Annotated in this window: 14 protein-coding genes; 11 read left to right on the plus strand and 3 right to left on the minus strand. The window is 56.7% G+C overall.

Features of this window, described 5'->3' with window-relative positions; translation table 11 throughout:
* Positions 1-344: 344 nt before the first annotated feature.
* Positions 345-1229 (minus strand): RNA polymerase sigma factor RpoH, encoded by an 885-nt coding sequence (rpoH, locus tag CJO09_RS06800; RefSeq protein WP_119441684.1) that lies wholly within the window; start codon positions 1227-1229, stop codon positions 345-347.
* Between the two features lie 554 nt (positions 1230-1783).
* Here rpoH and CJO09_RS06805 point away from each other — a divergent pair.
* The 4 genes from CJO09_RS06805 to CJO09_RS06820 are packed head-to-tail and all read left to right on the plus strand — an operon-like array spanning position 1784 to position 4838.
* The gene (locus CJO09_RS06805) at positions 1784-2428 is read left to right on the plus strand and encodes a PepSY-associated TM helix domain-containing protein (protein ID WP_119441685.1); all 645 of its coding nucleotides are present in this window, start codon (positions 1784-1786) and stop codon (positions 2426-2428) included.
* Between the two features lie 4 nt (positions 2429-2432).
* Positions 2433-2960, plus strand: a complete 528-nt coding sequence (locus CJO09_RS06810; protein ID WP_119441686.1) for a DUF2271 domain-containing protein — start codon at positions 2433-2435, stop codon at positions 2958-2960.
* A 59-nt stretch (positions 2961-3019) separates the two neighbouring features.
* Complete coding sequence (locus tag CJO09_RS06815; protein ID WP_119441687.1) at positions 3020-3823, plus strand: DUF4198 domain-containing protein; 804 nt, start codon at positions 3020-3022, stop codon at positions 3821-3823.
* 25 nt (positions 3824-3848) lie between these two features.
* Positions 3849-4838: an FAD:protein FMN transferase gene (locus tag CJO09_RS06820; protein ID WP_119441688.1), complete on the plus strand. Its 990-nt coding sequence runs from the start codon at positions 3849-3851 to the stop codon at positions 4836-4838.
* On the opposite strand, the gene CJO09_RS06825 is transcribed toward CJO09_RS06820, so the two are convergent.
* Positions 4831-5214: a DUF488 domain-containing protein gene (locus CJO09_RS06825; protein ID WP_179950520.1), complete on the minus strand. Its 384-nt coding sequence runs from the start codon at positions 5212-5214 to the stop codon at positions 4831-4833. The two genes, CJO09_RS06820 and CJO09_RS06825, sit on opposite strands and share 8 nt — an antisense overlap.
* Entirely contained in the window at positions 5211-5651 is a 441-nt protein-coding gene (locus tag CJO09_RS06830) for a MarR family winged helix-turn-helix transcriptional regulator (protein WP_119441689.1), read from the minus strand. The genes CJO09_RS06825 and CJO09_RS06830 overlap by 4 nt, the downstream gene beginning before the upstream one ends.
* Positions 5652-5804: 153 nt before the next feature.
* On the opposite strand from CJO09_RS06830, the gene CJO09_RS06835 reads away from it, so the two are divergent.
* The 7 genes from CJO09_RS06835 (at position 5805) to CJO09_RS06865 (ending at position 15579) form a co-directional block, all read left to right on the plus strand.
* The gene (locus CJO09_RS06835; RefSeq protein ID WP_119441690.1) at positions 5805-8063 is read left to right on the plus strand and encodes a ferredoxin family protein; all 2259 of its coding nucleotides are present in this window, start codon (positions 5805-5807) and stop codon (positions 8061-8063) included.
* 8 nt (positions 8064-8071) lie between these two features.
* Positions 8072-9625 carry an indolepyruvate oxidoreductase subunit beta family protein gene (locus CJO09_RS06840; RefSeq protein ID WP_119441691.1) on the plus strand — a complete coding sequence of 518 codons (1554 nt, stop codon included), beginning with the start codon at positions 8072-8074 and terminating at the stop codon, positions 9623-9625.
* Between the two features lie 81 nt (positions 9626-9706).
* Entirely contained in the window at positions 9707-11029 is a 1323-nt protein-coding gene (locus tag CJO09_RS06845; RefSeq protein ID WP_119441692.1) for an aromatic ring-hydroxylating dioxygenase subunit alpha, read from the plus strand.
* Entirely contained in the window at positions 11026-11520 is a 495-nt protein-coding gene (locus tag CJO09_RS06850) for an aromatic-ring-hydroxylating dioxygenase subunit beta (RefSeq protein ID WP_119441693.1), read from the plus strand. Before CJO09_RS06845 ends, CJO09_RS06850 begins: the two co-directional genes overlap by 4 nt.
* An 8-nt stretch (positions 11521-11528) precedes the next feature.
* On the plus strand, positions 11529-13169 hold the full coding sequence (locus CJO09_RS06855; protein WP_245961254.1) for an AMP-binding protein: 1641 nt from the start codon (positions 11529-11531) through the stop codon (positions 13167-13169).
* Positions 13166-14341: a thiolase family protein gene (locus CJO09_RS06860; RefSeq protein WP_119441694.1), complete on the plus strand. Its 1176-nt coding sequence runs from the start codon at positions 13166-13168 to the stop codon at positions 14339-14341. The genes CJO09_RS06855 and CJO09_RS06860 overlap by 4 nt, the downstream gene beginning before the upstream one ends.
* Entirely contained in the window at positions 14338-15579 is a 1242-nt protein-coding gene (locus CJO09_RS06865; protein WP_119441695.1) for an SDR family NAD(P)-dependent oxidoreductase, read from the plus strand. Before CJO09_RS06860 ends, CJO09_RS06865 begins: the two co-directional genes overlap by 4 nt.
* Positions 15580-15599: the final 20 nt, after the last annotated feature.

Consider the following 15599-nt stretch of genomic DNA (forward strand, 5'->3'; position numbering starts at 1 on the left):
GGAACACCTAGTCGGTCGAAATGGGCAATTGGCAAGGCCGCATTGAGTGACCCGCCACTGTTGCGCCAATCGGAAGTAGCCCTTCCATCCCAGCATATAGACTCGCAGCCGATCCACCACCTGCTGCATGCTGCGCGCACAAAAAAAAGACGCCATGGTTGGCGTCTTTAAAACCCGCTTCATTTAGGGAGGGGATTGAGAGAAGCAGAAGCGGAAAAGGGGTTACCTGACAAAACGAGGTAAATGTCGGAGAACACCCCATGCCTGTTTAGTACAAAGGGCAACGGATAAGTTCGACCCGTTGCCCTTTAAAGTTGTATGAAATTGTAAATGGTGCGAAACGCTTAATGTGCCAGCGCCACCTTCAACTTTTTGAATGCCGCCGCCTCGATCTGGCGTACGCGCTCTGCGGAAATACCGTACTCATCAGCCAGTTCGTGCAAGGTTGCACCGCCTTCATCGCGTAACCAACGCGACTCAACAATATGGCGTGAACGGGCATCAAGACCTTCCAGCGCCTCGGCCAGGGCAGGGCCCTGCAAGGTGTCGTGCGCCCGACGTTCAAGCACCTGAGAAGGCTCTTGCCGGCCCTCGTCCGACAGGTACGAAACCGGCGCATAGGCATCTTCATCGTCGGCCGGTGCTTCCAGCGCCATTTCACGCCCTGAAAGCCGAACCTCCATTTCACTGACATCTTCCGGACGCACATTCAGTTCCTGTGCAATGTCAGCCACCTGGGAAGGGTCGAGCGTTTGGCCGTCGGGCCGCATTCTACGCAAATTGAAAAACAGCTTGCGTTGCGCTTTTGTCGTTGCCACTTTCACCATGCGCCAGTTGCGCACAATGTATTCATGAATTTCAGCTTTAATCCAATGAACGGCAAAAGAAACAAGGCGAACGCCACGTTCTGGGTCGAACCGTTTAACCGCTTTCATGAGCCCGATATTACCTTCCTGAATGAGGTCGGCATGAGCCAGGCCATAACCCAAATACTGGCGTGAGATGGAAACCACCAAACGCAGATGCGACAAAATAAGCTGGCGCGCCGCGTCGAGATCTTCGTGATCGCGCAGGCGTTTGCCAAGCTCGGTTTCTTGCGCCTGCGTAAGTACCGGCAGGCGGTTCACTGCGGCGATATAGGCTTCTATGGTACCTAGCGCGCCGGGATTTGAAATGGCCGCCATTAACGTGTTTTGCGTAGGCGCCAAAGCTTGCGATTGTGTCGTCATGTGTCTTGCAATCCTGGTTGGGAAAGTAATAAAACCGTTATACAGCCTTAAGTTAAGCTACTTTCTACCACATATATTAGCACTCATTGAGCTAGAGTGCCAATACTCTGACCGACCCAAAAAACAAAAAGTTCCCACGCGAAAAAAAGCGCTTACCCGGTGGGAAAACCACCAGGCAAGCGCGATCACTCTCTCGTGTGGCCATCAGGCCAGAGGCGCGATGCATTCCGACCCAGTCCGACGAAAAACACCTTGCCTGTCGGGATAGGAAGCAATTTTTGTGCCAATGTAGCCGTAACGCACAGGCCAACGCTGGACATCCAGGTATTTCATGCACTTATACGGCGCTTGACCGTTTCAACTGTGCGCTCTCCCCTCACTCAAACCGCGTTTCCCGCACAAATTTTGTGCAACAAAGCACCCTATTTCGCACCGGTTTGGCGCAGGAAACCGGCGGAAACAATTTTATTGCAAATAATGATGATAACTATTCTTGTTTAATATAAAATGCCGACATTCCATACTACATAAAACAACAATCACGCATCATTTGCATGGCCTTATTACTTTTTTCCCGCCCCCGCGCCTTTTGGCTTAAGCAATTGCACCAATGGCACTGGATCAGTTCTGCCTTATGTCTGGCCGGTTTACTTTTATTCTCTATAACGGGGATCACACTAAATCACGCGTCATGGTTCGGCGGGCACATTGAAACGCGGCAGGAACGGCTCACCGTCCCCGTCGACATCAAGCGGAGCCTGAATAACCAGGTGAAGCAATCAACCGGAGCGTTACCGTACGTCGCCCCGTTACCCCGGCAAGTCGAAGAATGGCTCGACCAGACCCTTGACATTCGTATCGGCTCCCGCCCGGCGGAATTTTCAGAAACCGAAATTTATTTATCGCTGCCGGAACCGGGCGGCGACGCCTGGCTGGCACTAGACCTGACGTCGGGCGACCTGGAGTACGAACGCACCCAACGCGGCTGGGTGGCTTACTTAAATGATCTGCATAAAGGGCGGCATACCGGCACAGCGTGGAAATGGTTTATTGATCTGTTCGCCGTTGCCAGCCTGATTTTTGCAATAACCGGTTTATTCCTGCTTAAGCTGCACGGCAAACATCGCCCCCTGACTTGGCCGATTACCGGCGTCGGCCTGCTCATCCCAATTCTTCTTATGTTGTTACTGGTGCATTGAACTCATGAAACGTAATCTAAACACCGCCACGCTGCTTGCTTTGGCCTGCGCCTTTCCCGGCAGCACGGCTTTGGCCGGCGAACTCACACTCGATCTGACCTTGCCACGCATTGATACGGCTGAATACCACCGGCCTTATGTCGCTGTTTGGCTAGAAAGCGACGACCGCAAAATAGTGCGCGATCTTGCCCTTTGGTACGACACCCAAATGGCCGACAATGAAGGCCGCACGTGGCTGAAAGACTTGCGTCAATGGTGGCGTTTAAGTGGGCGCTACCAAGACACGCCCGCAAACGGTGTGAGCAGTGCCACACGTCCTGTGGGTAAACACAACATCACTATTGCCGCCGATGCTCCCGCGTTGCAAAACCTCCCCGCCGGCCATTACGAGGTGGTGGTTGAGGCCGCGCGCGAAAAAGGCGGGCGCGAACTGATTCGCCTGCCCTTGCCCTGGCCGTTGGAAAAAACGGTGGCCGAGCAACAAAACGGCGAACATGAACTGGGCGAGATATCGCTTAAGGCCTCGCCCTAAGCGACGCTGAAATCCATGCCCTCAATCAACCATTTCAATTTTTATTTTCGGAACCACTCATGAAAAAAGCGCTCGCCCTTTCATTACTCACCACGGCCCTATCCCTACCCGCAATAAGTGCAGCACACGACTTCTGGCTACTCCCTTCATCCACCGTTCTGTCGGGGAACGACAGCTGGGTCACTTTCGACGGCGCCGTCAGTAACGACAAATTTCATTTCAACCATCGCCCGCTACGCTTAGCCAACCTGATTATTACGGGGCCGAACGGGGCCACGCTGAAGCCGCAAAACCCACACATCGGCGAGTTGCGTAGCAGCTTCGACCTTAAACTGCCCGAAGCGGGCACCTATCGCATCGCGGCGGTAAACGACGGTGTTATGGCTCTATGGAAAGAGGATGGTGAAAACAAGCGCTGGTTCGGCACAGCGGCCGAGTTAACCGGAAAGGTGCCTTCAGAAGCGGATGATCTGCGCATCCTGCAACGGGGCAGCCGCGTTGAAGCGTTTGTGACCCAAGGAATGCCAACCCCCATTGAAGCGCCTGAAAACGGCCTGGGCATTCGTCCGCTAACGCATCCAAATGATTTGTTCATGGGGGAAAAAGCCATTTTCATCGTGACACTCGACGGGCAACCCTTATCCGGCGTTGAAGTGGAACTGGTGCCCGGCGGACAGCGCTATCGTAATCAGGTCAATGAAATAATCACAACGACCAACGAAAATGGGGAGTTCGAAGTTACCTGGCCCAACGCAGGACAATACTGGCTTCATTTTGAACATCGCGACAATAAAACATCGGTACCCCAGGCGCAATCACGCAACCTTTCCTACACCGCCACGCTGGAGGTGTTGCCTGAATAATCGTTACTGCCTAAGTGGCCTAAGCATGGGCACCACCTGGTCGGTGCAATTTTCCGCGCCCACCTCACCCGAATTTACGGCCTTGCAAGTGCGCCTTGATTCCCGCCTGTTAGAGATCAACGCGCAAATGAGCACCTGGGATACACGCAGCCTGATCAGCAAAATCAACGCAGCCGAAAAAGGCTGGTATGCGGTGCCCGACGAGTTCTGCACCGTGCTCGACGCCGCATTGACACTGGCCGAACAAACACAAGGGGCGTTTGACCCCACACTCGGTGAGTTGATTAACTTATGGGGCTTTGGTTCAATGGGGCCCGTTGCAACGCCTCCCCATGGCCAGGCCCTGCGCACTGCCTTATTACGCAGTGGCTGGCGCAAAACCGTTTTAAATCGACAGCACCAAGCCCTTTGGCAGCCCGGCGGCGTGCATTTTGATTTTTCCTCGATTGCCAAAGGCTACGCCGTTGACGAAATGGCACGCATCATGGACGACGCCGGCATTGATCATTACCTGGTCGAGCTGGGTGGAGAAATAAAAGCACGCGGCAATGCGCACACCCTGCACGCCTGGCGCGTGGACATTATGCATCCGCATGCCGACAACCTGGAATCGAAAAACCCCAACCCGGCGCTTCCCATTTTGCTGAAAAATGCCTCATTGGCCACGTCGGGCGATTACCTGCGCAACTTCACGCACAACCGTATCCAATACAGCCACACGCTGGATGGCCGCACCGGCCAACCCATTGCAAACAAACTCGCTGCTGTCAGTGTCATCCATGAAAGCGCCATGCAGGCCGATGCGTTGGCTACCGCCATACAATGCCTGGGGCCGGAAAACGGGTGGAAATTCGCACTGGAACACGCATTGGCCGTGCTGTTCTTCATCCGCCGTCAAGACGATTACGAAGTGAAATTCACACCGCAATTCAAAGACCAGGCCGGCGCCGAATGTACCCACCAAGCACGCATTGAAGCCATCGCACGCCAATCCCAAAACACGCTGCTTAATTGATTAACACCTGCCGTAACACGTTTGCCAGAATAACAGCGTGATTCAGCTCGGGATCACGAGCGGCATAGAGCAACGTAATACGTCGATACCCGGCTTCACCTGCTTGCGTGCCCAAATTTTTGATCGCAGCTTGTTGGTCAGATGCGTGCAACTCATGTTGATAGGCATCGCGAAATTCGTTCCAGCGGTCTGCCTTGTGGCCGAACCAACGCCGTAAGTCTGCAGACGGCGCCAAAACCTTGCACCAGACATCGCAGGGCAGGTCCTCCTTACGCACACCGCGCGGCCATAAACGGTCAACCAACACCCGAAAGCCGTCCGTGTGCGCGGGCTCATCGTAAACACGTTTAATGCGAACATCCGTCACGTTTTTCATCGTATCCGTTCAGATGGATCCCAAATAATGTCTCGCAGCATATCAACCAGGCGATCGGCATGGTCGGGGTCAAGCTTGCTAAGCACGCGCTGCTGATGCGCCATGGCGCGGTCACACAACCCACTAATTAGCCTTGCGCCTTTAGGAGTAATGCGCACCAGGGTGTGGCGCCGATCAGCCCGCGAGGTTTCCAGCGTAACCAACCCCTGCGACTCCAGCCCTGGCAGCACCTTGCTTAAGGTTGGCTGCTTGGTCACAGCCAGTTTTGCCAATTCGCCCACCGTTTCACCGTCGGCCTCAATCAGGCTGGCCAATATCCGCCATTCGGTCACGGTGAGTCCGGCCTTGCGAACTTCAACATGGAACTCCGCCGAAATGCGATGGCTGGCCAGCGCCAAAACGGAAGCCAGATAGCGGTGTACGAAACGCTCGCCCATTAAAGTCTTAAGCCTCTAAAATGAAAAGATCGTATGTTATGGGGTATGCTGCGTCAATATAATGGTTTGTCCGGATATTCAAGCAATTGTTTTATATAATTAAATATCCCTATTACATGAATTTTCATATTTTACCGCCAACGGAGTCTTACCATGGCAGAACGTTCGTTCAAGAAAGAAGTCCAGCAATTACGCATCGGCGCCGGTGAAGAGTTTCGCGGCGAAGGTATTCTGGCTGTCACCAAAGCCCTGCTGCAATCGGGTGTAGGCTATGTCGCCGGCTACCAGGGCGCGCCCATTTCGCACTTAATGGACGTACTGGCCGACGCACAAGACATCCTCGAAGAACTCGACGTCCACTTCGAGGCCAGCGCCTCCGAAGCCACGGCCGCCGCCACGCTGTCTGCTTCCGTCATGTACCCCATTCGCGGGGCCGTCACCTGGAAATCCACCGTGGGCACCAACGTGGCCTCCGACGCCCTGGCCAACCTCGCCTCCGGCGGTGTAACCGGTGGCGCCCTGGTTATTGTGGGTGAAGACTACGGCGAAGGCTCGTCCATTATGCAGGAACGCACTCACGCGTTCGCCATGAAGTCGCAAATCTGGTTGCTCGACCCGCGCCCCAACCTGGAAAGCATGGTTCAGGCGGTGGAAGACGGTTTCCAGTTATCGGAAGCCAGCAACACGCCGGTTATTTTGCAATTGCGCATTCGCACCTGTCATGTGCACGGCCGCTTCATCACCAAAGAAAACAAACGCCCAGCGTATACGTTGTCAGAAGCGCTGGAAAGCCCCAAGCGCGACACTGGCAGAATCGTTCTACCCCCCGCAGCCTACGAACATGAACACGAAAAAATTCGTGAGCGCTGGCCGGCTGCCGTGAAGTTCATTAAAGAGAAAAAACTGAATGAAATTTTCGATGAGGGCGACATCAAAGACCTGGGCATTATTGTTCAGGGTGGCCTGTATAACGGTGCCATTCGCTCGTTGCAATTACTGGGCCTGGCCGACCACTTCGGCAACAGCCGCATTCCAATTTATGTCATGAACGTCACCTACCCGGTTATCGACGACGAAATCAACGAGTTCTGCAAAGACAAGAAAGCCGTGCTGCTGTACGAAGAGGGGCAGCCCAACTACATCGAGCAGAACCTGAACACCATTTTGCGCCACTCAGGCAGCAACACCATTATCTCCGGCAAAGACGTTCTGCCAATTGCGGGTGAATACACCACCGCCGTCATGCGTGACGGCCTGCAAAAATTCCTGACCAACCAGCGCCCGGAATTGTTGCCCACACTGGAAGAAAAAGCCCCCGCAGCATCGGCCAATGGCGGCAACGGCCAAGCCAATGGCAACGGTCACGACCAGGCCGATATGGAAGTGGCCGAAGTCACCCGCCCGAAACCGGCGGTGAAAGAACAGCCTATCCATTTCCAAAGCTTTTCCAAGGAAATCTCACAAGTGGTGCCACCCCGCCCGGCCGGCTTCTGTACCGGCTGTCCGGAACGCCCCATTTTCTCGGCCTTGAAACTCACGCAAGAAAAACTGGGTGAACATCATATTTCCGGCGATATCGGTTGCCACCTGTTCTCGGTATTGCCACCCTTTAACCTGGGTGCCACCACCATGGGTTACGGTTTGGGCGCTGCCAGCTCAGCCGCCTTCAACGTGAAATCGTCCAAGCGCCCCATTTCCATTATGGGCGACGGCGGTTTCTGGCATAACGGCCTGGCATCGGGTATTGGCAACGCCGTGTTCAACAAATACGACGGCGTCATTGTCATTATCGACAACTACTATTCGGCGGCCACCGGCGGGCAAGACGTTCTTTCGTCGCGCGCCAACAACCCGAATCGCTCTACCAACAACCCCATTATTGACGCGGTAAAAGGCGTTGGGGTGAAATGGGTTCGTGTAATTGACCGCACTTATGCGGTATCGAAAGTACAAGCCACGTTCGAAGACGCGTTAACAACCGAAGAAGGCGGCCCCAAAGTCATTATTCTTCAATCGGAATGCATGTTGAACAAACAGCGCCGCGTGAAGCCACAGTTCAACCAGGCGGTAAAAGAAGGCAAACGGATGGTTAAGGAACGTTTCGGTGTCGACGGCGACGTGTGCACCGGCGACCACGCCTGTATCCGTCTTTCCGGTTGCCCGTCTCTTACCATTAAAGACAGCGACGACCCATTGAAAGAAGACCCGGTGGCCTACATCGACAACACCTGTGTCGGTTGCGGAAACTGCGGCGAAGTATCGCACGCGGCGGTTCTGTGCCCCTCGTTCTACCGCGCCGACATCGTGCACAACCCGAACAAGTGGGACATGTTCAAGTCCCGCGTTCGCCAACGCGTAATCGGTTTCCTGCAATCGCGCCGTTCCCGTCAACTTGAACAGATTTCACTGTAAGCCGACACATGACCAGCCAAACAACACAAAATAACGTGAACCCCATCAAAATCGCCGTTCTGGCCATGGGCGGTCAGGGCGGCGGCGTGCTGGCCGACTGGATCGTCACCATGGCGGAAAACGCCGGATGGTGGGCACAAACCACTTCCGTTCCAGGCGTTGCCCAGCGGACCGGCGCCACGATTTACTACCTTGAGTTGCTACCGGAACAGGCCGTTAAAGAAATGGGGCGCCAACCCGCACTGGCCCTGATGCCCACACCCGGCGACGTCGATCTGGTGATTGCCGCCGAACTCATGGAAGGCGGGCGCGCGATTCAACGCGGTTTGGTTACGCCCGACCGCACCACCCTCATTTCGTCATCGCACCGCGCTTATGCCGTGCTGGAAAAATCGGCCCCGGGCAACGGCATTGTCGATGGCAACAAAGTCATTGACATCGGCAAGCGTGCCGCCAAACGGTTTCTGTGTTTCGACCTGCAAAGCCTGGCCGAACAAGGCGGCAGCGTCATCAGCGCCAGCCTGTTCGGTGCGGTCGCCGGTAGCGGCGCCCTGCCGTTCTCTCGCGAAGACTTCGAGGCCACCATTGAAAGCGGCGGCAAAGGGGTTAAGGCCAGCCTGAAGGCCTTTGCACTGGCCTACGACGTTGCCCAAAATGCACCTGAAACACCCGATGCCATCGACACCGCACCCCCGCAACGTGCCGTACCTGATACCGCCAAACACCCGCGCGTCAAAGCATTGCTCGATGACATTCGCCAGAACTTTGCGCCCGCAGCCCAGCCCATGCTGGTAGCGGGCCTGCAACGCACCATGGAGTTTCAGGATTTAGCCTACGGCAAGGAATACCTGGAGCACATGCGCGGCATTCATGCGCTGGACAAACAATACGGCGGCGAAGGTAAAAACTGGGCACTAACCACAGCGGCCGCCCGTTACGTCGCCGTCGCCATGGCGTACGACGACGTCATTCGCGTGGCCGATTTGAAAACCCGCGCCTCGCGCTTCAATCGTGTACGCGACGAAGTGCGTGCCAAGCCCGACCAACTGGTTTACACCACCGAGTACATGCACCCCCGGCTCGAAGAAATTTGCGGCACCATGCCGACCTTCCTGGGAGAACGCATTGAAAACTCCGAATCGCTCAAACGCTGGCTGCAACCCCTGTTCCGCAAAGGTCGCTTCCTGAACAGCACCTCGCTAACCGGCTTCCTGATGTTGTACGGTCTGGCAGGCATGCGCCGCTTCCGCCGCACCACCTTGCGCCACAAAATTGAAATGCAAGGCTTTCAGGAATGGCTGAACTTAATCTTGCAAACCGCCCCGAACGATTACGATCTGGCGGTAGAGATTGTGAACTGCCGTCGCCTGGTGAAAGGCTATAGCGACACTCACGCCCGCGGGCAAAGCAAATACCAGAAACTCATTCGCGCAGCGCGCAACCTGAGCGGCCAGAACAATGCCGCCGAGCGTCTGCGCACGTTACGCAATGCCGCATTGGCCGACGAAAAAGGAAGCCAACTGGATGCCCTGCTGGAAAAAGGGGATCAAGCTTTCGCTTAATAAAACATGCAGCGCCAGCAATTGAACGTATGCGGGCGCTTATTTCTGTTATGTGGCCCTGCCTGACACAGGAGTAATGCCATGATCTATCGCAATAACCCCGATGCCATCAACGCGCTTGTGCGCCCGGCAGAGGTGCATAAAGACCTGTTTATCAGCGACGAAATCTTCGAGCTGGAAATGACCCAGTTGTTCGCCAACACCTGGGTTTATGTAGGGCACGACAGCCAAGTCCCCAAAGCCGGCGACTTCTTCACCACTACAGTAGGTAACGAATCGGTTGTGATGATTCGCGATACCGACGACAGTATTCGCGTGCTGTATAACCGCTGCCCGCACAAGGGGGTCATGCTGGTGAACGAGACCTATGGCAACGCAGGACGCTTTCTACGCTGCCCTTACCATGCCTGGTCTTTCCGATTGAATGGCGATCTGCTGGCCTTGCCGCTGAAACGCGGCTACGACCCCGAAATTTTCGGCCAAACCGAAGCCCAGAATGGGATGGCGGCGGTTGAAAACGTGCACAACTATCGCGGCTTTATTTTCTGCCGTCTGAATCCGCAAGGCCAGAGCTTCGAAGACTTCTTCGGCGAATCACTTTCCACAATCGACAACATGATCGACCGCGCACCGGAAGGCCGGCTGGAAGTAGCAGGCGGGGTGTTGCGCTACATGCACCACTGCAACTGGAAGATGCTGGTCGACAACCAAACCGACACATGCCACCCCATGATTGCGCATGAGTCCTCGGCCGGCACGGCCGTGAAGGTCTGGGAAGAAGCGCCCGAAGGCACCCCTAAGCCCATGGCTGTGGAGCAATTCGCCCCCTTTGTTTCACCTTACGAATTCTTTGAAGGCATGGGCATTCGCGTGTGGGAAAACGGCCACGGGCATACCGGGGTCAGCAACTCCATTCATGCGGCCTACTCGGAAATACCCGGCTACTTCGAAGCCATGTGCGAAGCCTATGGCGAGGAACGCGCCAAAGCCATCTTAAGCGACGTGCGCCACAACACCACCTATTTCCCCAACATTATGGTGAAAGGGCCCATTCAGACCCTGCGTATTTTCAAGCCGATTGCAGCAAACAAAACCCTGGTTGAATCCTGGACCTTCCGTCTGGTGGGCGCGCCCGACAAACTGCTTGAGCGAACGGTCATGTACAACCGGCTTATTAACGCCCCCACTTCGGTAGTGGGCCACGATGACCAGGAGGTGTATGAGCGCGCGCAACACGGGCTGATGTCGCGTGGACTCGACTGGGTGAACGTGGCACGCCTGTACGAACCCGGCGAGGAAGACCGCAAGAATGAAGTCACCAACGGCACCAACGAATGGCAGATGCGCAACCAGTACCGTGCCTGGGCCCATTACATGACCACCGGCATGAAGGAGGCGTCATGAGCCAGTTTACCGATCAAGACATCATTGACTTTGTGTACGCCGAAGCGCGCATGCTCGACGAGCAACGCTTTGAAGACTGGCTGAATCTGTTCACCGACGACGGCCATTACTGGATGCCGCTGGCACACGATCAAACCGACCCGCGCCTGCATACGTCGCTCATGGATGAAGACAAGCTGTTGCTGCGCGTTCGGGTGGAGCGCCTGAAGGGCCAGCGCACGTATTCGCAACAACCCCGCAGCCGCTGCCACCATTTACTGGCGCGCCCGGAAATTGAAACGCAGCACACTTCGCACCAACCCGATCAGGGCCAATACGTAGTGCGCACCGCATTTCACTACGTTGAAGTGCGCCAGGACACCCAAACCATTTACGCCGGTTGGGCCACCCACGAACTGCGCGTTGAAGACAATGCATTGCGCATCCGGCGCAAGCGTGTCGACCTGCTTAACTGCGAGTCGGCGCTGAGCAGTATTCAACTTTTCATGTAGGAGCCCTCGTGTCGACAAAAACGGTTTACGACGCGTTTTGCCAAACGGCCGCGCAATGGCCCAACAATGCGTTTCTATGCGTAATGCCGGAAACCGCCCGGCATTACGACATCCCGGCCGGCGAAATAACTTACCAAGCGGCCCGCAAGAGCATTGAAGCACTGAAGCAGGCATACCAAAACGCCGGTTACGGGCACGGCCACCGCGTGGGTTTGCTATTGGAAAACCGGCCCGCATTTTTTCTGCATTGGTTTGCTTTGAACGCATTAGGCGTGTCGGTCGTACCCATTAACGCCGACATGCGGGCCGCCGAGCTTACCTATTTAATCGGCCATTCGGAAATTTGCCTGGCCGTGGCGCTGCCACAGCGACACGCCGGCCTGGCTGAAGCGGCCCAACAAGCCAGCCGGCCATTGGCACTGATCGGTCCCGATGATGCCATTCCTGCGGCCAACTGCGCGGCCCCCCTGCAAGGCCGGGAAATCAATTCACAAACGGAATGCGGTCTCCTGTATACCTCGGGCACCACCGGGCGCCCCAAGGGCTGCATCCTGCCCAACGAATACTATCTGCATTGCGGCCAATGGTATGCCACGGTAGGCGGCATGGCCTCGTTGCAGCCAGGCAAAGAACGCATGCTGACACCCTTGCCGCTGGTGCACATGAATGCCATGGCCTGCTCCACCTTGGCCATGGTAACCACCGGTGGCTGCCTCATCGTACTCGACCGCTTCCACCCCCGCTCCTGGTGGGACACAGTGCGCGAATCGAAAGCCACCGTCATCCATTACCTGGGCGTGATGCCGGCCATCCTCATGAAAGCGGAACCCTCGGCGCAAGACACACAACACAGCGTACGCTTTGGTTTCGGTGCGGGCATCGACCGCAGCTTGCATGAGCCCTTCGAAAAGCGCTTTGGCTTTCCATTACTGGAAGCCTGGGCCATGACCGAAACCGGCTCCGGTGCGGTGATTATTGCCAACCACGAGCCGCGCCACATCGGCACAAGCTGTTTCGGCAAAGAACAACCTGAAGTGGAAGTAAAACTGATCAATGACGCAGGCCAGGATGCAAAAGCGGATGAACACGCAGAACTGCTGGTGCGCCATGCCGGTGCCAACCCGCGCTATGGTTTTTTTGCCGGCTACCTGAAAGACGAAGCCGCCACGCAGGAAGCCTGGGCCGACGGCTGGTTTCATACCGGCGACGTGGTGCGACGCGATGCCGACGGCTACCTGCACTTTATCGACCGCAAGAAAAACGTCATTCGCCGCAGCGGTGAGAACATTGCCGCCGTGGAAGTGGAAGCCGTGCTGTTGCAGCATCCGGCCGTGAAGGCGGCTGCCGTGGCTGCCGTACCCGACGCGGTGCGGGGCGACGAAGTATTGGCCTGCATTGTGACTGCTGAAGGCATTCAAGTCGACACCGCCGACGCCCGCGAAAAAACGGCACACGACATTGTGAAATGGGCGCTGTCGCAACTGGCTTATTACAAAGCGCCGGGCTACGTGGCGTTTGTAGACGCCTTGCCGCTCACCGCTACCAACAAAATCCAACGCGGTGAACTGAAAAAACTCGCGCCCACGCTGCCCGATACCCCCGAATGCGTGAACACCTGCCACATGAAAAAACGTCAGGAGCCCGCATGAGCACGCAACGCCTGGGCTACGACGGCATTGTGGTTACCGCCCCCGTCACCATCCCCTACGTGCGTTATTCCATTCATGCTGCGCACTGGTGGTTAGGGCGCGCATTGGGCGAACTGGTGCAGTCGGCCGGCGTTGGCAAAACCGATATCGACGGCCTGTGCGTGTCCAGTTTCACCTTAGCCCCCGACACGGCCGTGGGGCTGTGCCAGCATATCGGCATGAGCCCACGCTGGCTCGACCACATTCCCATGGGCGGCGCCAGCGGCGTAGTGGGCATGCGCCGCGCAGCCCGTGCCGTGCAATCGGGCGATGCCACCATGGTGGCCTGCATTGCCGGCGACGCCAACCATGTTGACTCGTTTCGCAATACGGTTAGCCAGTTCTCGCGTTTTGCACAAGACGCCGTCTACCCCTATGGCGCAGGCGGGCCCAATGCCAGCTTTGCCTTGCTCACGCGTTACTACATGAACACCTACGGCGCCACGCGCGAAGATTTCGGCAAACTGTGTGTAGCCCAACGCGACAACGCTCTGCACAACCCCGATGCGCTCATGAAAAAGCCGCTATCGCTTGAGCAATACCTGAACGCGCGGGTCATTGCCGACCCCATTCATCTGTTCGACTGCGTCATGCCGTGCGCCGGGGCCGATGCCTTTTTGGTAATGCACGAATCGAAAGCGCAGGAACTGGGCCTGCCCTATGCGCGCATTCTGTCCACCATTGAACGGCACAATGCCTTTCCCAACGACCCCATCCAGTACCGGGGTGGTTGGGTGATGGATATCGACGACTTATACGGCCAGGCAGGGGTTACGCCCAACGACATTGATTTCATGCAGGCTTACGACGACTACCCCGTCATTAACTTCATGCAAATTGAGGATCTGGGCTTCTGTAAGAAGGGCGAGGCCGCGCAGTTCGTGCGCGACAACACGTTTACCATTAACGGCAGCTTCCCCTTCAACACCAACGGCGGGCAATTGTCGGCCGGCCAGGCCGGTGCCGCCGGCGGATACCTGGGTACGGTGGAAGCCATTCGCCAGTTAACCGGCCAGGCACGTGAAACGCAGGTAAGCGATGCCCGTGTCGGCTTGGTAAGCGGTTTTGGCATGATCAATTACGACCGCGGCCTGTGTACCGCAGCCGCCATTTTGGCCCGGAGCGACACATGACGGAACCTTTACGCAAGCCGCCACGCAAAAACCCGGTTGCCCGCACGCGGCAACCCACACACCCGCCCGGCGCACGCAGCCGACGCGCACTGGGATTAACGGCCGCCGCCGCGCAGGGTGATTTCAAACTGCAGGTATGCCAGTCGTGCAGCGCCGTGCAATACCCGCCGCGTGAAGTGTGTCACGAATGCTTGTCGGAACAACTGCAATGGTCGCCCGTAGACCCGCGCGGCACCTTGCTGGCCGGCACCACGCTGGATCACAGCAACGACCTGTACTTCCGCGAACGCCTGCCTTGGCGTGTGGGCACCGTCATCATGAACGCCGGTCCGTCGGTGGTGGCCCATATCCATGGCGACTGCACCGACGGCGACCCCGTTCGCTTAAGCCTTAAACTCGATCGCAGCGGCCAGGCTGTAATGGTGGCCCTGCCTGCTTCGCCCACCCCCCACATGGAAGATGATCCCGTGCTGCGTGAAAACACCTGTGATCCCAAATTCCGCCGTGCCCTGGTCACCGACGGCAAAACCGCCATTGGTCAGGCCGTGGTGAAGGCCCTGCTGGACGCCGGCGCCACTACCGTTTTCGTGGGCGACCCCGAAGTCTGGAAGAAAGACGCCGCATTTGATCGGCTATGCGACGACGAACGTGTTCAGGTGCACGCCTTACACGTAACCGACATGGATTCTATTGAGCGTATATCGCGTGAAATAGGCGGCAAAGTCGAGATTCTGGTAAACACGGCCAACCATGAGCGCGAAGGCGGCATTCTGTTCAACCGCGACTTCATGAAAGCACACGACACAATGAACACCAATTGCCTGGGCCTGATGCGCCTGGCCCAGCATTTCGGCCCCGCCATGGCCGGGCGCGCCTCCGACGGCGTGAACAGCGCCGTGGCCTGGGTGAATATCTTGTCGGTTTATGCGCACATGAACCTGCCCTCGCGCGGCATGTGGTCTACGTCGCAAGCGGCGGCGCTGTCTGTCAGCCAATGCCTGCGCAACGAGTTTCGGCCCGCCGGCGTGCGTGTGGTGAATGTGTTTAGCGGCCCGGTCGACCACGAATGGGAGCAACGCACGCCACCCCCGCGCGTACAACCTGCAGCCATTGCCAAAGCACTGGTAAAGGCATTACAAGACGGTACGGAAGACGTTTATGTAGGCGATGTGGCCAAGGAAGTACAGGCGCTGCTGAAAGACAACCCGAAAGGGCTGGAGCGCGAGCTAGGGCAATAACACAAAATGAAGGATGAACC

Origin of the sequence: Neopusillimonas maritima (genome assembly GCF_003576595.1) — a bacterium.
GTDB classification, from domain to species: Bacteria; Pseudomonadota; Gammaproteobacteria; order Burkholderiales; family Burkholderiaceae_B; genus Neopusillimonas; species Neopusillimonas maritima.